Annotated in this window: 17 protein-coding genes and 2 pseudogenes; 5 read left to right on the forward strand and 14 right to left on the reverse strand. The window is 60.7% G+C overall.

Going from position 1 to position 21,955, the window contains the following annotated elements; genetic code table 11:
* Positions 1-134: 134 nt before the first annotated feature.
* The 5 genes and pseudogenes from CPY51_RS29230 to CPY51_RS29250 all read right to left on the reverse strand — a co-directional run bounded on the left by CPY51_RS29230 (position 135) and on the right by CPY51_RS29250 (position 8,778).
* A complete protein-coding gene (locus CPY51_RS29230) occupies positions 135-1,013 on the reverse strand; it encodes an MBL fold metallo-hydrolase (protein ID WP_111163818.1) in 879 nt (292 codons plus the stop codon).
* A gap of 122 nt (positions 1,014-1,135) precedes the next feature.
* Positions 1,136-6,622, reverse strand: coding sequence for an AAA family ATPase (locus CPY51_RS29235; RefSeq protein ID WP_111163820.1), 5,487 nt, complete (start codon positions 6,620-6,622; stop codon positions 1,136-1,138).
* A 159-nt stretch (positions 6,623-6,781) separates the two neighbouring features.
* Complete coding sequence (locus CPY51_RS29240) at positions 6,782-7,612, reverse strand: alpha/beta fold hydrolase (RefSeq protein ID WP_111163906.1); 831 nt, start codon at positions 7,610-7,612, stop codon at positions 6,782-6,784.
* A 350-nt stretch (positions 7,613-7,962) separates the two neighbouring features.
* Positions 7,963-8,373 carry a DUF302 domain-containing protein gene (locus CPY51_RS29245; protein ID WP_111163822.1) on the reverse strand — a complete coding sequence of 137 codons (411 nt, stop codon included), beginning with the start codon at positions 8,371-8,373 and terminating at the stop codon, positions 7,963-7,965.
* Between the two features lie 12 nt (positions 8,374-8,385).
* A pseudogene (locus CPY51_RS29250) lies at positions 8,386-8,778 on the reverse strand (DUF983 domain-containing protein).
* A gap of 380 nt (positions 8,779-9,158) precedes the next feature.
* On the opposite strand from CPY51_RS29250, the gene CPY51_RS29255 reads away from it, so the two are divergent.
* Positions 9,159-10,889, forward strand: a complete 1,731-nt coding sequence (locus tag CPY51_RS29255; RefSeq protein WP_244598820.1) for a PAS domain-containing sensor histidine kinase — start codon at positions 9,159-9,161, stop codon at positions 10,887-10,889.
* A gap of 154 nt (positions 10,890-11,043) precedes the next feature.
* On the opposite strand, the gene CPY51_RS29260 is transcribed toward CPY51_RS29255, so the two are convergent.
* The 6 genes from CPY51_RS29260 to CPY51_RS29285 all read right to left on the reverse strand — a co-directional run bounded on the left by CPY51_RS29260 (position 11,044) and on the right by CPY51_RS29285 (position 15,453).
* Positions 11,044-11,829 carry a phthiocerol/phthiodiolone dimycocerosyl transferase family protein gene (locus tag CPY51_RS29260; RefSeq protein WP_111163824.1) on the reverse strand — a complete coding sequence of 262 codons (786 nt, stop codon included), beginning with the start codon at positions 11,827-11,829 and terminating at the stop codon, positions 11,044-11,046.
* Positions 11,830-11,853: 24 nt separating this feature from the next.
* A complete protein-coding gene (locus CPY51_RS29265; protein ID WP_111163826.1) occupies positions 11,854-12,096 on the reverse strand; it encodes a hypothetical protein in 243 nt (80 codons plus the stop codon).
* A 139-nt stretch (positions 12,097-12,235) separates the two neighbouring features.
* Positions 12,236-12,700: a nuclear transport factor 2 family protein gene (locus tag CPY51_RS29270; RefSeq protein ID WP_111163828.1), complete on the reverse strand. Its 465-nt coding sequence runs from the start codon at positions 12,698-12,700 to the stop codon at positions 12,236-12,238.
* The gene (locus tag CPY51_RS29275) at positions 12,697-13,356 is read right to left on the reverse strand and encodes a pyridoxamine 5'-phosphate oxidase family protein (protein WP_111163838.1); all 660 of its coding nucleotides are present in this window, start codon (positions 13,354-13,356) and stop codon (positions 12,697-12,699) included. Before CPY51_RS29275 ends, CPY51_RS29270 begins: the two co-directional genes overlap by 4 nt.
* 56 nt (positions 13,357-13,412) lie before the next feature.
* On the reverse strand, positions 13,413-14,381 hold the full coding sequence (locus CPY51_RS29280; RefSeq protein ID WP_111163840.1) for an MBL fold metallo-hydrolase: 969 nt from the start codon (positions 14,379-14,381) through the stop codon (positions 13,413-13,415).
* A gap of 82 nt (positions 14,382-14,463) precedes the next feature.
* Positions 14,464-15,453: an alpha/beta fold hydrolase gene (locus tag CPY51_RS29285; protein ID WP_111163842.1), complete on the reverse strand. Its 990-nt coding sequence runs from the start codon at positions 15,451-15,453 to the stop codon at positions 14,464-14,466.
* A 370-nt stretch (positions 15,454-15,823) separates the two neighbouring features.
* Here CPY51_RS29285 and CPY51_RS29290 point away from each other — a divergent pair, with 370 nt between their 5' ends.
* On the forward strand, positions 15,824-16,657 hold the full coding sequence (locus tag CPY51_RS29290; protein ID WP_111163844.1) for a response regulator: 834 nt from the start codon (positions 15,824-15,826) through the stop codon (positions 16,655-16,657).
* A gap of 101 nt (positions 16,658-16,758) precedes the next feature.
* Here the strand turns inward: CPY51_RS29290 and CPY51_RS29295 are convergent, their stop codons facing one another.
* Positions 16,759-17,079 carry an NUDIX hydrolase gene (locus CPY51_RS29295; protein ID WP_111163910.1) on the reverse strand — a complete coding sequence of 107 codons (321 nt, stop codon included), beginning with the start codon at positions 17,077-17,079 and terminating at the stop codon, positions 16,759-16,761.
* Between the two features lie 373 nt (positions 17,080-17,452).
* On the opposite strand from CPY51_RS29295, the gene CPY51_RS29300 reads away from it, so the two are divergent.
* The 3 genes from CPY51_RS29300 to CPY51_RS29310 are packed head-to-tail and all read left to right on the forward strand — an operon-like array spanning position 17,453 to position 19,835.
* Positions 17,453-18,226, forward strand: coding sequence for an alpha/beta fold hydrolase (locus CPY51_RS29300; protein ID WP_111163846.1), 774 nt, complete (start codon positions 17,453-17,455; stop codon positions 18,224-18,226).
* Between the two features lie 51 nt (positions 18,227-18,277).
* Positions 18,278-19,228 carry a helix-turn-helix domain-containing protein gene (locus tag CPY51_RS29305; protein ID WP_111163848.1) on the forward strand — a complete coding sequence of 317 codons (951 nt, stop codon included), beginning with the start codon at positions 18,278-18,280 and terminating at the stop codon, positions 19,226-19,228.
* A 55-nt stretch (positions 19,229-19,283) separates the two neighbouring features.
* On the forward strand, positions 19,284-19,835 hold the full coding sequence (locus CPY51_RS29310) for a carboxymuconolactone decarboxylase family protein (protein WP_111163850.1): 552 nt from the start codon (positions 19,284-19,286) through the stop codon (positions 19,833-19,835).
* 764 nt (positions 19,836-20,599) lie between these two features.
* Here the strand turns inward: CPY51_RS29310 and CPY51_RS29320 are convergent.
* Both CPY51_RS29320 and CPY51_RS29325 read right to left on the reverse strand, forming a co-directional pair.
* Entirely contained in the window at positions 20,600-20,995 is a 396-nt protein-coding gene (locus CPY51_RS29320) for a DUF6130 family protein (RefSeq protein ID WP_111163914.1), read from the reverse strand.
* A gap of 258 nt (positions 20,996-21,253) precedes the next feature.
* Positions 21,254-21,951: pseudogene (locus tag CPY51_RS29325) on the reverse strand (glutamate-5-semialdehyde dehydrogenase); the annotation flags it as partial.
* Positions 21,952-21,955 lie beyond the last annotated feature (4 nt).

A 21,955-nucleotide genomic window follows, 5' to 3' on the forward strand; every position in this document is an offset into this window, starting at 1 on the left:
CAACACCGCGCAAATGCCTCGGCTACAAGACACCCGCCGAAGTCTTCCGCCAGAAACTCCTCGCGCAGATCAGGCGTACCGGTTAGCCTCCCAGAGCCCGCAGGTCGCGGTTCGCCATGAACTCACAGCACTTCTCAACCGCGCTGGAAACGGTAGGATGTCCCATTTCGCTCGACATACCCTACCCCCGGATAGGTCCAATGGTAACCGAGCACCCGAAGCTTCTCGTTCGCCGCCTTGTCCAACATCGCCGCTCTGTTAGTCAGCGCGATTTCCGGTTCCGTGTCGAAGCCGAAATGCCAGTGCGGGTTCTCGAAGGAGACGATGTCGTTCGGGATGACGTCGCCGGCGATGAGCAGATTTCCGTCGCCCGCCAGTTCCAGAGAGATGTGTCCGGGCGTGTGACCGCGTGTGCTGACCACGTTCATGCCCGGCAGGATTTCGTCTCCAGGCTTCACCATCGTCAGCCTGCCCTTAACGGCGGAGAGATCGCGCTGGGCGCCGCGCGCGAAGGCGTGCAGCGGTTCCGGCATCTTGGCCTCGTAGTCTGGATCCGTCCAGAACGCCAACTCGGCTTCGTTGACGTAGTAGCGCGCGTTCGGAAACAGTAGCGATCCGTCGGCTTTCGTGGTTCCGCCCGAGTGGTCCGGATGGACGTGGGTGAAGACGACCTTGGTGATGGATGAGGGATGGACGCCGAGCGAGGAAAGGTTTTTAGCGAGCCTGCCGTCGCTAGGCTGGAAATTCCCGCCTGCCCCGGTGTCTATCAGGATCAGATCGTCGCCGTGCTGGATGAGCGGAATGTTTGTCTGTAGCGGAGCGCTGTCGGCGTCGCCGCCAAGCCGTCCGATATTGCTTCTGATTTCGTCAGGACTGCCGTCAGGCATGAGTATATCCGACGTCAGTGTAATGTAGCCGTCGCTGAGGACTGTGATGTCGAAGCTCCCATGGCGGAGCTTGTGAAAGCCGCCCGCGAGCACGCCCGGCGGGAGCGCATCCTTCTTTAAAGTCATGTGGGTCTCCTTCGATCAGCTTCGAGGATCTTGCCGTCTCGAACGAAGAAAGGCGAGTGTGTTCCGGTGAGATGTTGTGAGAGCGATCCCGGACGAGATGACGTCGGCGTTGCATACCTCCGTCATTCTGGCGCTGGATACGCGTCCCGCGCCGCCTTCAGCGTAAATGAGAAGACGCTCCCGTTCGGATCGTTCGGTGTCGCCCAGAGTCGTCCCCCATGGGCCTCGACTATCGACCGGCAGATTGAAAGCCCGATGCCGAGGCCGCCCGGCTTGGTGGTAAAGAAGGCGTCGAAGATTGCATTCGTCGTCGACGCATCCACGCCGGGTCCGCTGTCCGCGACCGCGACGACTATATTCCCGTCGCTCGGCTTTTCGGTGCGCACCTGCAGACGCCGCGGTCTGCTATCGGACGATGCTATTGCCTCCACTGCATTAAGGATCAGGTTGAGCACGACCTGCTGCAACTGGGTCCGATCGCCCACCGTCGATCCCGTGTTCGTACCCAGTTCGGTCTCCAGCCTAATGCCATGCCGCTGCAGCTCGCCACGGGTGAGGATTAGAACCCCCTCGATCATCGCGTTCACGTCGACCTCGTCCATTGCCAATGGAGACTTCCTAGCCAGCGCGCGGATGCTCGTGATGACGTCTCCGGCGCGGTGGCCGTCCCGAATGATCCTCTCGGCCGCCTGGCGGGCCTCGCCGACGTCGAGCTGGTCGTCGCTAAGCCAGCGCAAACAGGTCGCGGCGTTCATCACGATGGCCATCAAGGGTTGGTTGACCTCGTGCGCGATCGACGCCGTGAGTTCGCCCAACGCCGTCAGTCGACCAGCGCGGGCCAGCAGTTCGTGAGCCTCCTCGATCCTTTTGAGGTCGTCGATGTCCGTATTGGTGCCGTACCATTTGAGAATGTTACCATGCTCGTCGCGCATGGGCGTGGCACGAATTAGAAAGGAGCGTGCCACCCCGTCGAAGCGGACTAGACGCCCTTCGATTTCGCCGGCTTGACCAGACGCTAGGGCCTGCGCCCATTTTTGAGCGACTTTTTGAACGTCGTCGGGGTGTATCGAACGCGCCCAGCCGCTGTCGAGCGATTCATCCGGCGGTATCCCGGTGAAGTCGTGCCATTGCTTGTTAAACACCAGCATCGACCCATCCGGCCGGCTGTTCCATGCCAGTGCGGGGATCATATCGTACGACAGTCGAAGTTCTTCGGCTGCACGTCGGGCGCGCTCGTGCGTTTCCTGTGCCTCGCGAAAGAGGGCCGCGTTCTCAAGCGAGATCGCTGCCTGGGACGCGAGGAGCTGAAGTACGGCCACCTGGTCCTGGGTGAACAGGTGGGATGACAGGCCGTTCTCGAGATAGAGCACTCCGACCAGTTGCTTCTGCTTCACAAGCGGAAGGCAGAGAATCGAGCTCGAACCAGTCTCTTCCACGTAGGGGTCGGACGAAAACAGCTCGGCGCTCCGGGCGTCGTCAAGGATGACGACCTCCTGCGTCCTGGTCACGTAGGTTAGGATCGTCTCCGGAAGCGCCCGCTCGAAACCCTCGAGCTTGACCGAGACACCCTCGTCATCGGTTAGCGCTTCGGCGACGATGCGCATTTCTCCTCCTTTCGGAAGGAGCAGCAGTCCGCGGACCGCACCGGAATGCTCGACCACAGTGATCATCAGACGCTCGACGAGGCGCTCGAGAACGATCTCGCCGGAAACGGCCTGGGACATCGATAGTACGGCGGCTATATCAAGATGCTGCGCCTCGGAGCCGAGTGAGGTTCTTTTGCCGTTGACGTCCGGGTTCAGACCCGGATTTTCGAGATCGAGCTGCCGGACCTTTCCGTTCGCACCCCACGCCAGATAGCAGGAGCGCGCGTCGCGCAGGAAGGCGGTCGCGCTAGTCTTCAGGTTGCGCTCTGAGCAAAACCGCGAAGCCAGTTCGTTTGCCATGGCTTCGTTCTGGATGAAGCCGTACTGCCTCGCCGCACGAACCGCTTCTTCGTAGAACCCAAGGGCCTCCATGTCGCGGCTTTCCAGCCGTGCCACTTCTGCGGCCACGAGGGCACGACGGTTCCCATGATTCTCGGGGCCGCTCTCGGCCCAGGCGTCGATCTGCTTCTGGTGCTGCCTTATCGCTTGGAAGTGTTCTCGTGGATCGTCGCCGGCTGCGACCTCGCAGACGGCTGCATGGATCAGCGCGGCGTAGAAATGGTATTCGGCGATGTCGATGAAAGACCTGGTGGCCCGCACCACGCTGCGAGCTTCGTGCTCGGCTTCGATCGCCGAAGCGTAGTCGCCCGCGACGTACCGCGCTTGCATCTGTTGGATCCAATACCAAGCAAGCGGGAGGATCAGTTGCGCGCCCGCGTCCTGCAGATGCTGCTGGTACAAATCCTTGTCTGGAAGCACGGAGCCTCCCGGCGCCTCCGGACCGTCGAGGCCGCGCAGCTCCCGAACAAGAAGTAGCTGGCCAATCGCCGCGTCCGCAGCAAGGCTGAAGCCCGTCTTTCGCGCCGATGCCAGGAAATGTTCGGCCTCCTCCTCCACCAGTGCCAGGTCGGCGCCTGCGACCAATAGGTGCGAAACCAGCATTTGCGCGGTCGTGACGATAAACACCAGGTCGCCCGCCGCGACGCCAACTTGGATCGCTTTCCGGCTGAACGTCTCCGATATGCGAAGGTGTTTCTTCCAGGGAACGACGAAGCAGGCGTAGCAGGTGTACGTTCGCGTCTTGAAGCGGTCCATCCCGAGCTCGTCGACCAGTGCGAGGCCCACATCACCGAAGCGGCCGCCGGAATCGTAGTCCCCGAAACGAAGGCCCAGCGCCACCATGATCGAAACGTAGGCATAAGCGGAGGCGTCGCAATTGCCGTGCTGCAGACTGAGCGAGACCATCTGCGTGTAGATGAGGTCTTCGAGATTGCTGTCGGTCAGGATGGCCGGAAGGATCGTGTATGCGAGGACGTCCATCGCGGCGAGCCAGTCGGGGTCCGTCATTCTTGGGAGGTCCTTGAGCCGTTCGATAGGACGGCCCGCGAGTAATCCGCGCAACGTCTCGATGTCCGCCCGCAGCTCCTGTTCGGTCGGATGTGGAGGCCACTCGATGCCGAAGTCGCGAAGATAAGCGAGAGCGACCTCGACGGCCTTCGCCTGATCTCCGAGCGTGACGTAAAGCGACGACCGCAGGCGCACGACCGCCGCGCCGTCTACGCGGTTCCCAGCACGCACCGATAGCTCGAGAAGATGGTCGTCGGCGACCGCGTGATCGCCGGTCAGGTATTCGCATTCCGCCCGCTGGATTTCGAGTGCGAATACGAGGTCATACCGCGTCTCCCAGTGCGACGGTTTTAGGAGGCCCAGGCCTGCGCGGAAATATCTCAGCGCAGAGGGATAGGCGACGGACGTCTTTGCGCGGATTCCGGCCTCGAGGAAGAGTCCAGCGACCTGCTCGCGTTCGTCGTCGTCGGAGACCAGTCCGAGTCCTCGTCCGAATTGGTCGATGACCTCGAATATGCGGTCTCGAACAACCGCCGGGACCAGGTTCGACATCAGAGCCCGGCCGATCTCGATATGAACGATCGGCCTTTCGGACTCCGGCACCAGCAGGTAGGCTGCTTCCTGCACCCTGTCATGCGCGAACATGAAGGCGTCGTCGACGCGCAGCAGGAACCGTGATTGAACTGCCTCCCACAAGATCGCGACGATCTGCCTTCTGGGCTTGCCGGATGCGATGCTCAATGTCGTCAGCGACGCTCCGGTCCCGAGGCAGGCCAGCAGTTTGACCGTCTCCAGCGTCAGACGAGGAAGGCGCCTCAAGTTAGACGCCACGAACTCGGCGACATTGTCGGCTATGCGGGTGTTCCGGATACGGTCGGCATCCCATCGCCACCTGCCCGTGTCTGAATCGTACCATACCAGCCCCTCCTCCTCCAATGAGGACAGGAACTGCAGGACGAAGAAGGGATTTCCTTCCGTCTTGTCGACGACGATTCTCGCCAGGGACCTGACGGCGTCGGGGTCCGATCTGAGCATGTGGCCCAGCATATGTTCGAGGTCCAGGGGCGCCAATGGACCAAGTCTCAATTCCTGAAGCGCGTCGCGATTGTCCCGTATCGCTTTGCGCGTTGCGCTGAACGGATGTTCTGGTGGAACCTCGTCGTCGCGGTAGGCGCAGATGAGAAGCAGGTTTCTAACGTCTGGATCCAGAGTGAGCGTTTCGACAAGCTCGATGGTGGCTGCGTCCAGCCACTGCACGTCGTCGATGAACAATGCCAACGGTCTGTCGGGACGCGCAAAAACTGCAAGGAAGCGACGGAAGACGAGATGAAAACGTGCCTTGGCCTCGTGGGGCTGAAGATCGGGAGCTGGCGGCGGCTCGTCGATGACCAGGGCAAGTTCCGGAACGAGATTGATCATAAGCTGGCCGTTCGGCCCCAGGGCTTCGACAAGTTCCCTCCGCCAGCGCTCCAGGTCGGCGTCGCCGGAACCCAGAATCTGACGGACAAGACCTCGGAACGCCTGCGCGATCGTCGCGTAGGGAATGTCGCGTGTGTACTGGTCGAACTTGCCGGATGCGAACAGGCCGCCGGTTTGCAGTGACTTCCGCAGCTCATGCACGACGGAGGATTTTCCGACGCCGGCCGGGCCGGAAACCAGCACCACTTCGGTAGCGCCTCGCGATTTCACCCGGTCGAATGCCGCCCTGATGGCGCCTGTCTGACGTGATCGGCCATACAGTCCTTCAGGAACTCGAAGACGATCTGCAGCGTCGCTGGAGGCCGCTTCGAACTCTTCGATGCGACCGGTCGAATTCCAACTGTCGAGGCAGCGCCGGAGATCGGCCTCGAGACCCGCCGCGGTCTGGTATCGGTCCTCCGGCCTTTTGGCGAGGAGCTTGAGGACGATACGCTCCAACACGGGCGGGACGGTCTCGTTTCGCTGATGAAGAGGGATCGGCCGCCGCGCGACGTGCGCATGCACCCATTCCACTGCATCGGCTGCCACGAACGGCAGTTCGCCTGTCAGTATCTCGTAGAGGACCACGCCAAGGGCGTACAGATCGCTACGGGCGTCCACCGACCGCTTGATGCGGCCGGTCTGTTCAGGGGCGATGTAGGGCAGCGAATTCAGCTCGCCGCGCTGATAACCTCCCGACGCTTCGCCGTCGTCCCCCTCGAGGCCGAAGCCGGTAAGCCACACCATTCCGGAGGTGTCGGCAAGCACGTTTGCGGGTCTGATATCCTTGTGAATGACGCTCCGAGCGTGGGCCTTACTCAGGGCGGTGGCGGCATTGACCGCGACGGAGAGGACGATCCCGGTATCGAGGGCATTTTCGCCGGAGTTGCTCAAAGGCATGCCGCCGCCGTCTGTCAGCACAAGATAGGTCTGGCCCTCGCGGCGCTCGAGAGCGATCGGTTTCGCCGCCCAGTCGGGCTCGAGGCGATCGGTCAGAAGCATTTCACGTTCGAGCCGCTGCAGGCCTCTATTCGAGGGTTCGGTCGAAACCAACGCCTTTATGAGTACGGAGTCGTCCCCATCCCCTGAGATGCCGCGGTAAAGAACGAAGCGGCCGTCCTCTTGTAGAAGCTGCCGCTGGTATCGAGACATGTCCATCACGATGCTCCGATCGGCCTTGCTACGAGCCGGCACGTGATCCTAGAACAATCGATGATGGCGATGCAAAAAAATTCCGGGGTCGGCGAAGAAGAGGCTAGGCCTGTATCTGCGCCGAGCCACCGTCCGCAAGAGTTCCGGCCCTCAGCCCTTCCATTTTCAGCCTTTGATGAATGCCAATATGTCCGGGTTTAGCACCTCCGGATGGGTCGACAGCATCCCATGCGGATATCCGTCGTAGGTCTTCAGAGTTCCGTTCTTCAGCAGCTTGACCGACAGCAGCGCGGCGTCCTTGTAGGGGACGATCTGATCATCGGTGCCATGCATGACGAATACCGGCACCTCGATCTTCTTCAAGTCTTCGGTGAAGTCCGTCTCCGAGAACGCCTTGATGCATTCGTAGTGGGCGTTCGCGGCGCCCATCATGCCTTGCCGCCACCAGTTGTCGATCAGCCCCTGCGAGATCTTGGCGTCAGTGCGGTTGAACCCATAGAAAGGGCCGGTCGGAACGTCGATGTAGAACTGCGCCCGGTTCGCGGCGAGCGCCTTGCGAAGCCCGTCGAACACCTCGATCGGCAGGCCGCCGGGGTTCTTGTCCGACTTCAGCATGACGGGAGGGACGGCGCCCGCGATCACCGCCTTTGCCACCCTGCCCGGTTTCGCCCGCGCGACGTAATGCACGACTTCGCCGCCTCCGGTCGAGTGGCCGATATGGACCGCCTTTTTCAGATCCAGCGCCTCCGCCACTTCAGCGACGTCGGCTGCGTAGGTGTCCATCTCATGGCCAGTCCGGCTCTGCGAGGAACGGCCATGGCCGCGGCGGTCATGGGCGATGACCCTGAATCCTTCTCCGAGGAAGAACAGCATCTGATTGTCCCAGTCGTCGCCGCTGAGCGGCCATCCATGATGGAAGACGATCGGCTGCGCGTCCTTCGGACCCCAGTCCTTGTAGAAGATCTCTGTTCCGTCCTTCACTTTCACAGTACCCATGAACTTGTTCTCCGTTGTTGTTTGTTTCGATCTGGCGGCGGCTGAGGCCGATGGACCGGCGGCCATCGCCAATGCGGCGACGGATCCTCCAAGAAGGGCGTCTCGTCTCGTTAGGAAAATAGCCGACGTCGATGTCATCTGAGCGATTCTCTGCGAATTGACGAATGACGCACGGGAGCGGCGCCGGCGGTGGTGATATGGTGGCCCTTCGCGCATGCCGGCCGCTTGCCATCAAACCGCGTGATTGTCGCGGTTCGATCGAGGCCGGTCTTTCGAAAAAGTCCGGTCTGGATGTTGGCGGCGGCCGACGAGGTCGCCTCCGTTCAATTCTAGCATCGCCGCGGTCACCTTCAGTCGGGAGTCTTGGTCGGACAAGCCCCACAGGCCTCGTCCGCGATCGCCTGCTGGATAGCATCATATCGGGCCGCGACTTCGCGCTTGACCCCAAGCTCTTCGAACATCTCCGCCATGGGGTGGAAGGCGACCGCCGAATTGTGCCCAGGCAGCTCCCGGATAAGAACTCGTAGTGGGAGGTCGAGCGCGGTCAGCGGTGTCTCCAGCATTACTGGCGTCCCGGCCTTCGGATTGCCGTAGACAAGCACGCGCGTCTCGGGCATCGACAGCCCGTTTTCCCGTGCGGCCTTCGCATGATCGATCTCCGTGAAGATCGTCATCCCAGCCTTTCCGATCGCTTTCCTGACCGTTCCCAGCGTCTCCCCGAAGTCGTGGATCGTGCGGTGCTCGGCGGGTTTCGAATACATGCGTAGCTCCTCTCAGTCGCGATTGGCTTCATCCTGCCGGGAAAGCTTCCCCTCCTCGGCCTTGTAGAAATACTGGCTGGCGACAAGCCACCCCTTGAGAGGGCGCAAGGGCCGAATGCACGTCAGGATCATGAATGGTCCCGTCACGAAGATCTGGGTCCAGATCGACGCCTGGTGGGCGACTGCAAGCCAGACCGAAAGCAAAACCGTTGGGACGCATGCGAAGCAAATCACGAAGAACGCGGGCCCGTCGGCGGGGTCGGCGAACGAATAGTCGAGGCCGCAGACCTCGCACTCCTTGCGCTAGGTAAGGAAGCCGTCGAACAGGCGACCCCGGCCGCATCGGGGGCACAGCCCGCGGACGCCGGTCCTGAGCGGCGACAACGGCGGATATTCATCATCCATTCGCGCCTCCAGTTAGGTGCGTTTCCGGCATTAACGCACCGGCTTCATCCCCTGTCGAGAAGCATATGCCTGCGGTGCGACCGCCATCGTACTTTACCGAAACCGGACGACAGCTTGCCGATATTTCGCGGCCTGCTACTCTGCCGCCCGGTTGCCACCTCATCCGGAAATACTTCATGGAGCTAAGGGCGGGCCTGCGAATGCTTCAAACGCTATCCGCCGACGCGGACTGCGAAGCGATCGCCGATGCCCTGACGACAAGTTGTCTTGCGTATGGGGTTGTCGATAAGGCCGCGGTGGTGCTCATGTCAGATGACGCCTCCGACTCGGATGTCCCCTCCAAGGTCATTGCGCAACTTCGAGCCGGAGAGTCGGCTGCGATGGCAGAGACCACCACGACATCCCCGGCAAGGATGTTCTTACCGCTGCACGGTGACGAGCGCCTCCTCGCGGTTTTGAAACTCGAAATCACGGCACCTCAAGGTTTAGACCCGCAATATCGCGACGAGTTTGAAATCCTCGCTGCGTCTGCCGCCGGGCAGATCGAAAAACGGACCGGACGGCGTGATCTTGACCAAGCGCGCGAGCGTGCGCGGCTGGCCGAGCGAGAGCTTAGACTATCCTGGGATATGTTGCCTGCGCACGCCTGGCATACCAGGCCCGACGGAACCTTGGAAGCGGTCAACAGGGAATGGTCGGGGTACTTCGGTTTGACCGAGGAACAGTCGTCCGGGTTTGGCTACACGCGAGTGTTCCATCCCGACGACATGCAAAAGGTCATGGATGTGTGGATGCGGTCCCTCTCCCAGGAAGTACCGGGAGAGGTCGAGACCCGAATGATGCGCGCGGATGGGGTGGCTCGCTCGTTCCTTATCCGTGCGGTGCCGGTGCGTGACGAGAACGGCAAGGTCATCAGGTGGTATGGCATCAACATTGATGTCGAGGACCTGAAGGTAGCGCAGGATCGGATCCATGAGAGCGAACAGCGTTACGCGGCAACGCTGTCGAGTATCGGCGACGCCGTTATTTCCACAAACGACAGAGGTCGTTTGACATTCATCAACCCTGTCGCCGAGGAGCTTACTGGCTGGACCCAGCTAGACGCTGCCGAAAAACCCGTCGCAGATGTGTTCCAGTTGATCGACGACGCTCGCGAACCAATCGGCGACCCAGTCTCGGAGGTACTCGGTCGGGAACTCGATCTTAGGATCGGCAACCAGTATTTCCTCCGGTCCAGAGCCGGGTTGGAATCGCTAATCGACGTGTCCGGCGCGCCCATCATCGACTCTCATGGCGACATGAAGGGTGCGGTCCTGGTCTTCCGGGACATGACCCAGCGAAACGAAACGGCGGAAGCACTGCGCAAATCCAAGGACGACCTTGCCCGAATGAGCCGTCTTACCGCGATTGGGGAACTGGCGGTTTCGGTTGCCCACGAGATGAACCAGCCACTGATGGCGATCGTTACGAACGCGGCGGCTTCTCTGAGCTGGCTGCAGGGAGAGCCCCCCAACATAGAGGAGGCTACGCACGCCATCGAGTGGGTGCTCCGGGATGGGCACCGGGCCGGAGAGATACTGAGCGGGATCTTGGCTCTGGCAAGGAATTCGCGCCCGAAGGTCGGCCCCCTACACATTCGGGCCGTCATCGAAGAGGTGCTGCAGTTGACAAGGGGCGAGCTCAGGCAAAAAGGGGTGGTCGTCGACACGGTATTCGACGACGCGGATGGCACGGTATCTGGGGATCGCATTCAGCTCCAACAGGTCCTGATCAATCTGATGATGAACGGCGCGGACGCGATGGCGACGATCGAGGACGAGCGAAAGACCCTGGGAATAGTCGCACGGCGGGCGAACGATGGCGTCATCCAGGTGAGCGTTTCAGACAACGGCGTCGGGCTCGATGCCGACACGGCCGATCGGGCGTTCGAGGCTTTCTTCACGACCAAGGCGACGGGAATCGGCATGGGGCTCTCGATCTGCCGATCCATCATCGAGGCGCACGGCGGTCACATCTGGGTTACGACTGAAAAAGGCAAGGGGAGCACGTTCAGCTTCACCCTGCCGCCTCCGTCATCCTCGCAAGAGCCATCCGCAACTCCTGAAGAATAGCGGGGCGTGGGGCGAAGCTGGTATAGGAGAGATGGACGCGTCCATCGAGATGACAGACGCCGATACACTGCTCCTGTTCGAACCCCAGACTGACAAACGGTCCATAAAGGGCTGAAAGATGCAGTTCGCCGTAATCGGTCCGAAAATCGAGCCTTCAGAGGTTCGACAGAACGATCTCGGCGCCGAGCACCGATGCGAATAGTTTTGAAGCCTCTCCAGTCGTCGTAACTTTCCTCATTGCGGCCTCGATCGCGCCGACGTTCGCAACGAGATGATCGCTGGTCTTCTCCAGTGAGAGCGCCGTGGAAAAGTGCCTGGCCTTTTCCCAACCGTCATTTATTTCGGGATCGTCCTCGATGACATTGCCGGCAACGCAGAGACAGAGATGGTCCGTAACCATATGCAGCCTGCGGCGAACATCGATCGGCGTAAAGACGCGGAGCGGCCCGCCGTCGAGGGGCGCAAGCTTCCGTTTCAGCACGCCCGCGAGTGCGGCGGACAATGCGCCATGAACCGTCGTTCCATAGGACCGCGCGCTTGACACGAGCGTCTCGGTCTCCCGTTCGTCGAGGGACAGAAATTGGACGCTCGGTTCGCCGGAAAAACGTCCGTGGTAGGCCACTGGCGGGCGAGACGGTGGCTGCGCCTCGGCAGCCGGGAGTTTGTGGAGATGCAACATGCTGCCGACCATCGCCTCAAGCGATCCGCAAGGAATCCTGTCCTCTATCTCGTGACCGGTAACGGCAAGTAGCAAATCTCTCATCCAGTGGTTCAGTGAGACGCCGTCGGCTATCGAATGGTGGGCGCACAGGACAAGAAAGGTGCGCTTGCCCTCCTCCATGACAACGGCCCGCAGAAGCGGTGGACGCTTCGCCTCGAAGGGCGTCCGGAGCTCGTATTGGATGATGTCGGGGAAGATCGGCGATGGTGCCGCCGGCATGCCTGAGCGGTATAGAGAGCCTCATCACCGGAACGAATGTGGGCTGCTCGCCGGGCGCGGCGCAGATGCCGCTCCAGATCCGGGGCGCGTCGCCCACCCGAGCTCGTCCAGGCAGTCCTGCCAGATGTCGATGGGAATCCTGCCCTCAACGACCGCGACGGTGACGGTGACGGTGACGAAATGGATCGGCAGGTTTTGATCCAGCAACCAGAAGAGCTTCTCGACGGCGCCTAGCGGTCGGGCTGAGATCTGATAATGGGAGTCCACGGCTCCACTCCTTCCCGGCGATTGACCAGAGTGTCGATCTTTCGTTTCGTCGGTCGATGAGGTCATTCTATGAGGTTACGGGTCGGAGGCGAACAAGTTCCGATGAGAGCGGGTGAGATGGCGTTGGTGCGACGGATGCTCAGAAACCGAAGTGGCTCAGGCTCCGGTGCCCATCGGGTCTCCTTCCGAGCGGCCAATCGAAGGCACGCTCCTCGGGATTGATCGGGTGCTCGTTGATGCTGGCGTGGCGATACTTCATCAAGCCGTCGGCGTTGAACTCCCAATTCTCATTACCGTATGCCCGGAACCAGTTGCCACTGTCGTCGCGGTGCTCGTAAGCGAATCGCACCGCGATCCGGTTTCCGGAGAACGCCCACAATTCCTTGATGAGCCGGTAGTCGAGTTCCTTCGCCCACTTGCGCGCGAGGAATGCTTCGATGGCGGGACGGCCGACGACGAACTCCGCGCGGTTCCGCCAATGGCTGTCGACGCTGTACGCGAGGGCGACCTTCACGGGATCGCGGGTGTTCCAGCCGTCCTCCGCCAGCCGCACCTTCTCGATCGCGGACTGGAGAGTGAAGGGAGGCAACGGTGGCCGGGTCATGTCTTGAATCCTTTGGGTGAGACTATCCGTGCGCCATTGGGCGCCGCGGATTTGAGTGTTGCTATCTCGGCTTCCAGTTCCTTGATCCGCGTGTCCCTGCTCTCGATCGCCTTCAGGACTTCGTCGGCCTCGAACCGGAGCGGAATATGCTGCGGGCAGTTGGCGTCCCAGGCTTCGACATGGAAGAGGATCACCTGCTCGGGTCTTGCCTGATAGCCTTCCGGCATCAACTGCTCGATGAGTGCCACGTCACCCTCTACAACGGTCGCCGTGCCCCAGATCTTCACCCGCGACCGGCTGCCGTAGTCGATCAGGAAGAGTTGCGCCTTGTCGTTGTCGACGAGGTTTCCCTGAGTGATGTATTGGCGGTTGCCAATGTAGTCTGCGAATCCCAGCGTGGTTTCGTTGAGGACACGGAGGAACCCAGGCGGCCCGCCCCGATGCTGGATATACGGCTGGCATTCCTTGTTGGCGGTGGCCATGAAGATGCTGATCTGCTTCTCGATGAAGTCCTTCAGGTCGGGCGTGATCGCTGTCGCCCATCCGCCGCGTTCCTCGACGCGGGCGTAGGACCGGCGCGATCCCTTCCTCTCCTGGACCTCCTTCACCGACGGCGAAAAGGCGACGTCGCTCGAGACATGTTTCTCAATATCCACGGTCGCCTGCCCTCCTTGTGTATCGACGGCCTCGCGCCGCCGCGGAGAGTTTCAGCTCAGACGCCTTCATAGGCAAGGCGGGTGAACAGCGCCGGAGAGATCGCCCAGTTTCCGAAGACGGGATCCCACGTCGCGGTGGGCTTTGCGGCGATCGTTTCATCGACACTTCTCCCATCCTTTTTCAGCTTGGCGACGTTTTCTCTGACGCCGACGAGCATGTCCCGCCAGGCGATCAGATCCTTCTTGTTCCCGATCTCACCGTGCCCCGGAATGACGATCGTCTGGTCGTCCACCATCTTGACGTTCGCTTCGGCGGCCTGGATCTGTCCGTCGATGCTCCCGCCTGTCGAGTAGTCGATGAAGGGATAGACGCCGTTCCAGAAGGTGTCGGCCACGTGGACGACGTTGGCTTCCTGGAAGAACACCGAGATGTCGCAGTCCGTATGGGCGGGCCCATAGTATTTCAATGCGAGCGTCTGGCCGTTCAGCTTCAGCGTCTCCTCGTCGCCCTTCATTAGCATCGTCGGCAGGGCGCTGTTCGGAAACGCCGGAAAGTCGAAGTCCCAGTCTTCGACACGGGTGGCGACCGTCAGATGCTTCAGCGTGTTCGGATGCGCCATGATCATGGCACCTTCGGAGTTGAGCCACTCGTTGCCGTCGGCATGGTCGAAGTGCCAGTGGCTGTTGATGAGATGCTTGATGGGCTGCGGACCGAGGTCGGCCAGCGCCTTCTCGATACGCGGGCGGGTCGCCGTGATCCCGGCGTCGACGAGCAGTTTTCCGTCGTCTCCGACGAGGACGCCCATGTTGCCGCCGGAACCGGACAACGCGCTGATTCCACCTCTAAGGTTGGTGGTTTTGATGTCTGCGACGGCAGCGGCCTCACGGATCTGGACGACGAGACTTTTTGCGGCGGCGAACACCTGCGACGGGGTGAGCCAGCCGCCCGTGGCCGCGAAGGTTGCGCCGCCGAGGCAGCAAAGGCAGAAGCCACGTCTCGAGAGGTTGTAGTCGTGCTTGGTCATTTTCCGGCTCCATCGTGTTGTGGCAGTCGCGGTGAAAGGGTGCCACCACGCAGGGAGGCGTGCGTGGTGGCGAGGCCTCGATCTAGTTCTGACTGAGTTTCCGATCGAGGAAATCGTGAATGAGTGGGGCCATCACCGGCAGCTTGTCCTCGAGTGCGAAGTGGCCTGTATCGAGTAGATGCATCTCGGCGTGCGGCAGGTCGCGCAGGTATGGGGACGCACCGTCGGCCGGGAAGATCTTGTCGTTCTTCCCCCAGACGATCAGCGTCGGCGGTTTCTTGTCCCGGAAGAACTTCTGGAATTCCGGATAGAGCGGGACGTTCGTTCCGTAGTCGTGGAAAAGGTCGAGCTGGATGTCATTGTTTCCTGGACGATCAAGCAACGGCTGGTCGTGGCCCCAGTTGTCGGGGTCGATGTGCGCCAGGTCGCTCATTCCATCGGTGTACTGGAACTTCGTCGTCTCCGGTTTGAAGAGCACCAAAAGAGCTGCCCGGTTCGCCGGCGTGTCCTCTTTCCAGTAGGCCTTGATCGGATCCCAAAACTCCTTGAGACCCTCCTCGTAGGCGTTGCCGTTCTGGACGATCAGCGCCGACACGCGGTCCGGATGCTTGAGGGCTAGCCGGTATCCGACTGGAGCGCCGTAGTCCATGACGTACATCGCGTATTCGTTGATCTTCAGTTTCCCAAGGAGGCTGTCGACGATGTCGGCGTAGTGCTGGAACGTGTAGGCGAACTTCGTGTGGTCGGGCGCGGCGCTCTGCCCGAAACCGGGATAGTCCGGCGCGATGACATGATATTTGTCGGCGAGGATCGGGATAAGGTTCCGAAACATGTGGGAAGAGGTCGGAAATCCGTGAAGGAGAAGAACGACCGGAGCGTCGACAGGCCCCGCCTCGCGGTAGAAAATGCTCGTGCCGTCGACGTCCACCGTGTGATAGGTGACTTGCGGGACGACCAGCTTGTGCTCGGCGGCGACCTTCTTCGCCGCATAGGACGTGGCCGGCAGCACTGTCGACGCCGACAACGCGATCGCTATGGCAAATGCAGTCCTGGTCATGATGGATCTGTTCATTTCAGCCTCCGGTTCTTTCAATGTGGATGCGGGTGCGACCGCGCGTTGCCTCGCTGATTTCGCTATCATTGCTACGCTTCAGGAGCGGAAGCGGCGAGCTAGTTGTCGTAAGGCGTCGTGAGTTTGCGTGAGGCGAAATTCCGACCGACTTCGCCAACTCGGTCGAATACCTAGCCATTGGTCTAGTTCTCCACGACGTTGTCAGGCCCGGACTGGCCATTGGTCGGATTGTTTGCATGCGGGGCCGCAGCTAGGCTTCCCCCGCAATCGCAGCAATTTGAGATCGCCCCACGCGCGTGGGGTACGGATTTGTTAGAGGCCGATCTTCAGCAGTAAGATGAACAATTGCAGCCGACGGGGGAAGTCAGCAATGCAAGTCCAATTCAACGATACGCTCGATCAACCGAACTCTTCGGACGGCTATACGCCTTACCCTTCCAGAGAGGCAAAGCGCCGGCCTTTCGACGGCTCCATTCGCTTTGGACGTTTCTGCGCCATTCCGCATTCCCGTCAGCTCCTACTGGATGGGCGTCCTCAGGATGTCGGAGGCCGCGCGTTCGATCTTCTTATGGTCCTTTTGAAGTCCAACGGCAGGATCGTCAGCAAGGACGAGATCCTTAACGAGGTGTGGCCGTCGATGGTGGTCGAGGAATGCAATCTCCGCTTCCAGGTGAAATCATTGAGGCGGGCGCTGGGCAGCCAGGGCGACATGATCAAGACGATCGTCCGAAGAGGTTACATGCTCATCAGAGACGACATGTCGTTCGAAGCGGGCGCGCGGTTCGACGCGGCTAGGTCGCCAGCAGTTTCGGAAATCGATGCTCCAGTGGTGGCGAAAACCGCCACGCCGCACATCGTCCTAATTGAGGACGACGAAAGCGTCAGGCGCTCGATATCGACGCTCCTGCGATCGGTCGGCCTCGGCATCGCCGCTTTTGAATCCGTCAATGACTACCAGGATCGCGGAAACGAGGATCAGCCCGATTGTCTTATCCTCGACGTCTGCCTGCCTGGTAGAAGTGGCCTAGACTTTCAGGCCGATCTCTTGAAGGCGGGAATACACTACCCGATCATCTTCATCAGCGGCCATGCCGACATCCGGATGTCGGTGCGGGCGATGAAGGCCGGCGCGGTCGAGTTCCTGACGAAGCCCGTTCGACATCAGGATCTGCTGAGCGCGATCGATATGGCAATCAACGCGTAGCCGCCATCTGATGGCTGCAGCGGAGCGTTGGCGCCGATCCGACGTCGTCAACGAAACGGGGTTCGCCTGGAGAACTTCTAAAGCAATCCCTTCAACTCGGGCTAGTCAACGAGAAGGGCGGCTTCGGACGCCTGCAACCATACGAGGTTGCGCTGTCCCTGCTCCGGAAAGTGCGACCGGGTCGTCGGCGTTTCCAGCAATGTCAAAATGCTCGCCGATGGACGAAGGGTGCCATCGGTGGCCAGACCTTTCATCGCCCAACCCTTGGGAATCGTCCAAAGCTTTGCTTCCCGCGTCGTTATGAGGAGAACCTCGACGCCGTCCTCCGCACACTTCCGATAGCATAAACCGCCGACCTGTTGAGCGGTCGACCCGTGCAACATGGCGTCAGCGTACTCGGCTAGGCGCGACAGATACGACATCGGTTTCTTCATGTTTCGTATGTGGCGCAAGACGAGTTCTCGGCAAGTCGGGGCCTCAAGCGCAGTTCGCAAAGGATGAAAGGGGCACATTGAAAAGGGAACCCGCAGGTCTCAGCGGGTTCCCATTATGCAAGTCACTGCACTGCCATGCTTTACATGAGTGCTGCACATATGCCCTTGCAGCATTACCAATATGGGCTCTCGTGGTTAATCGAGCGTTAAGTAGAAATGTCCGACCGCGCCGCACCGGATTTCACACGGCATCGCGACAACTCACACCAACTGACAGGCGAGCGTAGTAGCTTCACAGCAACGAAAACGAAGCGCGTCCGGGTCTCAGAGACCCCCAGCGCCCAGCGTGAGGTCACTCGCAATGAACAAATTGTTGTCCGGCGCGGCAATGGTCGCTGCTCTCCTCTTGGCTCAAAACGCGATGGCGGCGTCGAAGCCGACGATCGTCCTGGTCCATGGGGCCTTCGCGGAATCGGCGAGCTGGGACGGCGTCGCCGCCAAGCTGTTGAAGGACGGATATCCTGTCGTCGCAGTGGCCAATCCGCTCCGAGGTCTCAAGTACGACTCCGACTACGTCTCGGCGGCCCTGAAGTCCATCGACGGGCCTGTCGTCTTGGTCGGTCACTCCTACGGTGGCTCCGTCATCACCGACGTCGCGGTGGAAGGAACGAACGTGAAATCGCTTGTGTTCGTCGCTGGGCTTGCACCGGACAACGGCGAGAGCGCGGGAAGCCTTGGCAAGAAGTTTCCGACCGGGACGCTCGGCGACGCCCTGGCGCCGCCCGTCGTACAGCCCGACGGGAAGCACGATCTCTACATCCTGCAAAGCAAGTTCTGGAAGCAGTTCGCGGCCGACGTTCCGGAACCGAAGGCAGCGCTGATGGGCGCTGAACAGCGTCCTGTCACCGCCGAAGCCCTGGACGATCCTTCAGGAGATCCGTCGTGGAAAAAACTGCCTTCGCATTTCATCTACGGCACCGCCGACAAGAACATTCCAGCAGAACTCCATGAATTCATGGCAAAGCGTGCGGGCGCAAAGGAAACCGTCGGCGTAAAGGGCGCATCGCATGTCGTGATGATCTCCCATCCCGACCTCGTGTCCGCGATGATCGAGCGGGCCGCCGCCGACAAGTAGTGCGGCAACACGACGGCCGACAAATGGCGCCCTTTTCAAGAGGAGCAGCAGATGCAGACCGATACCGCCATCAAGGTGAGCTTGGGTAGGATACGCGACGTCTTCGAAACGATCGACGACTGCCTGCACGTCGAGCACTACAGCGTCGCCGACCCGAACATCTCCTTGGCGAAACTGACGCGGGAGAACGGAAACCGGGCGATCACCACCTCGCTCGGGTCCGGCGCCGGGACGTTCGTCGTCGCAGCCCGTGACTCCGAACTGCGTCTGGAGCAGAAGGGCCGCGTCCTTTTTCAAGGACTGATGATCGAGGACAGCGTCACCTTCGTGGAAGGTCCCGATCCCATTGCCGTCGAATTGCAGTCCGAGGCATGTCTCTATGTGCTCACCTTCCTGCGTGAGCCTTACCGGGGGCCGTGCTCCGTTGTCGGAGGACGGTTCAACATCCGCGACATTCGCCTCGCGGAGCTGATTGGCGAGATCTCCGAAAGTTCGCCTGCCCGGCGATGCGAAATCACCAGAGACTTTTCGAAGCTGGCATTCGAACACTATCGATCGCTGCCCAGAGTGCATCCCTTATCGGCATGGCGGCTGAGCAGAGTGAGACGCTACGCGGAATCCCGTCTTGATCGGCGGATGTCACTGGAGGAGCTGGCCGACGTCGCGGGGTTCTCGCGGGCGCATTTCGCGGCGACGTTCAAGGCCGCCACCTCGATGAGCGCTCATGAATTCCTTCTGCGGATGCGGATTCAGGCCGCAGCCAGGATGCTGATTACCACCGACGTGGCCCTCGTCGAAATCGCCCTGCAGACGGGTTTCCAGAACCAGCCACACTTTACGACGGTCTTCAAAAAGATCACCGCCGTCACGCCGCGAAAATGGCGGGACGCCCGTCGGTCCGCCGCAATGGCGCGTAGCCTCGAGCATGCGGTCGACGGCCCACTCGTCATCGAACATCTGCCACGTGAGCCGGAAGGATTCCTTCCGCACGATCTGCATTGAAGAGCCGCTTAACGCACAACGACTGCCGGAGCTGAAGCCACAAAGGAGATTGAAAATGGCTCGACTTCCAATTTTCGCGACACTCGAAGAGGCGCCCGAAGCTGCCAAGCCGACGCTGGAGGCGATCAAGAAGCAGATCGGCGCGCTGCCCAACGTGTTCCGCATGATGGCGAACAGCCCATCCGTGCTCGAAGCCTATGCAGCAGCCTTGAATGGTGCGCTTGGCAAGGGCAAGATCGACAAGAAGATCCGCGAGCGGATCGCATTGGCGATCGCCCAGATGAACGGCTGCGAATATTGCCTTGCCGCACATACCTATACCGGCACCCACGTGACCAAGCTCAGTCTCGAGGAGATCGCGGCTGCACGCCGCGGCGGATCGTCCGAAGCAAGGGCCGATGCCGCGGTGAAGTTCGCGGTCAGGGTCGCGGAAGCCAGGGGCGGCGTCTCCGAACAGGAGGTGGAAGGACTAAAGGCGGCCGGCTTCGATGACGGCGAACTGCTGGAGATCGTCGCGCACGTAGCGGCGAACACCTTCACGAACTACATGAACGAAGTCTTTAAGACCGACGTCGACTTCCCGAAGGTCGACCGCGAAGCCGCCTAGGGTGACCATGACGGCGCCGCTCTCCGATCGTGTTCTAATTCCGGTGGGCGGCCGCGTCGGACCAACTCGGGATGCTGGCAAGAGTCTCAGATGCGCCGATATCGTTGATTTAGTCGGTGCTTGATCGGCTTCCTACCTCGTGATTCACTCTCATTGTTGCTTCGAGAGCACGTACATTATTGATGCCGTCATGGGAAGCTCAAGTCCAAACCGAGCATCCTGCTAAGGATCAAGGCGACGAGCCCCACGCCTATTAGCGCTAGAATGAAGACTGCGGCCATCTTGCCGCCCGAGCGTAGTACCGCTCGCCTCTCCCCTTTCTCCCCTTGATCGTAATGCCACTTGATGGCGAAGAACATGGCCGTGCCTAACGCGAGAACCTTAAACGTAACGAAGACTATAGGGACCCAATCCATCATAAAGACCCTCTTGTGCATCAGCTAGGCGCCTTATGATCTCATCTTAGGCAAACGCATACTACTTGTTATGCAACGCTGATATGTAACAGCAGGTGGCGGCTTCCTGGCCTCGGTCGTTGGGTTCGGGAATGACCCCTTTGGGCCGTCAAGCGACCCGGTTGTAGATACTAGATGATCGAGAATATTTCCGTGAGATGTCGTTACTTCCCCTAGCCGCAAACGAACATGCCCTCGCGACGAGGTCCGCGAGGGCATGTTCTCCGGAGATCGCAGCCTGTAAGGGGGCAGGCTTCGCGGGAAAGGCGCGGTCCGCGGGCGATCGCCTAAGAGCTCGAACCCTTGGTACTATCCCTTCGCTGGCACCAAGAATTTGACCGTCTGCTCTGTGATGACGTGATGCCTCGGATCGGCCAGTTGGACGAGAACCTTGTGCTCGCCGGCCGGAAGTCCGACGACGATCAGCGTCTCGCCGCTGGCATCGACGAAGTGCCACGGCAGATCGTCGACGGTCACGTGGACGTGCCCTATGCGCGGCGAGACCAGCAGCGCACCTTCTCCAAAAACCGGAACGATGCGGATGTTCTCCGCCCGATACTGGATGAAGACCAATCCTCGGGACAATGGCTCCGGAAGCGGCGGATCGACGATGAGCTTCGGTGGCGGCTCGTCCTCGATGGCGATCAGCGGAGAAGGACCGATAACGTCTCGCGCAGTCTGGGACGACCGACTGGAGGGCGTCATCCCCGCGACGGCCAGATATTGGAGAGCGTGATGGCCCGCTCCTCCGGCAAGAACCAGATGGATCATGTCGACGGCGTTCGTCATGGCGGCCCTCCAAGCTTGGTTGCTATGATGGCGTGACCCGGACCTCGCGCGACGTCCGCCATCTCGTCGGCGATCTTCTGCCGGGCCGAGGGTCAAGTCGAGTGAGTTGGCGTGAGGCTAGGTGGTATGTCGTTTGGGAAGACCAGACCCTGCGGCCCAGTCTCGACGGGCATATCAGGGTCGAGCCTGCCCTGTCCCGATGACCTGCCACTTGTATGTCGTCAATCCTTCGAGCGCGACTGGACCGCGGGCGTGAACGCGGCCCGTCGATATGCCTATTTCGGCGCCGAGTCCGAATTCTCCACCGTCTGCATACTGGGTGGAAGCGTTCCACATGACGATCGCGCTGTCGACGCCCGTGAGGAAATCCGCGGCCACCGCCTCGTCGTCGGTGATGATCGCATCGGTATGATGGGAGGCATGTTGCGCAATATGCTTCATCGCACCTTCGACGCCGTCGACGATAGCCACCGAACAGATCGCATCGAGGTATTCCGTATCCCAGTCCTCCGGCGTCGCGGCGGCCATCCGGGGATCGAGAACCATCGCCTCCTCGTCTCCCCTTAAGGCGCACCCGGCATCGGCCAATGCGACGACGAGCCTCGCAGAGTGGGCATACGTCCGGTCGATCAAGAGTGTCTCTGTGGAGCCGCAGACGATTGTGCGGCGCATTTGGCATTGACGACGATCCTGTCGGCCATGTCCGGATCGGCTGCAGCATGGACGAAGGTATGGTTTATGCCATCCCGATGAGCGAGAACGGGGACCCGCGCCTCTCTCTGTACGCGCTCGACAAGCTCCCTCCCGCCGCGAGGAATGATGACGTCGACGAGCCCGTGGCTCCGTAGCAGAGCGCCTACTGCCGCGCGATCCGGA

Source organism: Arminella tubonensis (assembly GCF_003240585.1).
Classification (GTDB): domain Bacteria; phylum Pseudomonadota; class Alphaproteobacteria; order Rhizobiales; family Rhizobiaceae; genus Rhizobium; species Rhizobium tubonense.

What these genes read in the sequence shown, in the direction of transcription:
- CPY51_RS29230 (WP_111163818.1), bottom strand. Translation starts at nt 1,013, where the DNA reads ATGACTTTAAAGAAGGATGCGCTCCCGCCGGGCGTGCTCGCGGGCGGC.
- CPY51_RS29235 (WP_111163820.1), bottom strand. Translation starts at nt 6,622, where the DNA reads ATGGACATGTCTCGATACCAGCGGCAGCTTCTACAAGAGGACGGCCGC.
- CPY51_RS29240 (WP_111163906.1), bottom strand. Translation starts at nt 7,612, where the DNA reads ATGGGTACTGTGAAAGTGAAGGACGGAACAGAGATCTTCTACAAGGAC.
- CPY51_RS29245 (WP_111163822.1), bottom strand. Translation starts at nt 8,373, where the DNA reads ATGTATTCGAAACCCGCCGAGCACCGCACGATCCACGACTTCGGGGAG.
- CPY51_RS29255 (WP_244598820.1), top strand. Translation starts at nt 9,159, where the DNA reads ATGGCAGAGACCACCACGACATCCCCGGCAAGGATGTTCTTACCGCTG.
- CPY51_RS29260 (WP_111163824.1), bottom strand. Translation starts at nt 11,829, where the DNA reads ATGCCGGCGGCACCATCGCCGATCTTCCCCGACATCATCCAATACGAG.
- CPY51_RS29270 (WP_111163828.1), bottom strand. Translation starts at nt 12,700, where the DNA reads ATGACCCGGCCACCGTTGCCTCCCTTCACTCTCCAGTCCGCGATCGAG.
- CPY51_RS29280 (WP_111163840.1), bottom strand. Translation starts at nt 14,381, where the DNA reads ATGACCAAGCACGACTACAACCTCTCGAGACGTGGCTTCTGCCTTTGC.
- CPY51_RS29285 (WP_111163842.1), bottom strand. Translation starts at nt 15,453, where the DNA reads ATGAACAGATCCATCATGACCAGGACTGCATTTGCCATAGCGATCGCG.
- CPY51_RS29290 (WP_111163844.1), top strand. Translation starts at nt 15,824, where the DNA reads ATGCAAGTCCAATTCAACGATACGCTCGATCAACCGAACTCTTCGGAC.
- CPY51_RS29295 (WP_111163910.1), bottom strand. Translation starts at nt 17,079, where the DNA reads ATGTCGTATCTGTCGCGCCTAGCCGAGTACGCTGACGCCATGTTGCAC.
- CPY51_RS29300 (WP_111163846.1), top strand. Translation starts at nt 17,453, where the DNA reads ATGAACAAATTGTTGTCCGGCGCGGCAATGGTCGCTGCTCTCCTCTTG.
- CPY51_RS29305 (WP_111163848.1), top strand. Translation starts at nt 18,278, where the DNA reads ATGCAGACCGATACCGCCATCAAGGTGAGCTTGGGTAGGATACGCGAC.
- CPY51_RS29310 (WP_111163850.1), top strand. Translation starts at nt 19,284, where the DNA reads ATGGCTCGACTTCCAATTTTCGCGACACTCGAAGAGGCGCCCGAAGCT.
- CPY51_RS29320 (WP_111163914.1), bottom strand. Translation starts at nt 20,995, where the DNA reads ATGACGCCCTCCAGTCGGTCGTCCCAGACTGCGCGAGACGTTATCGGT.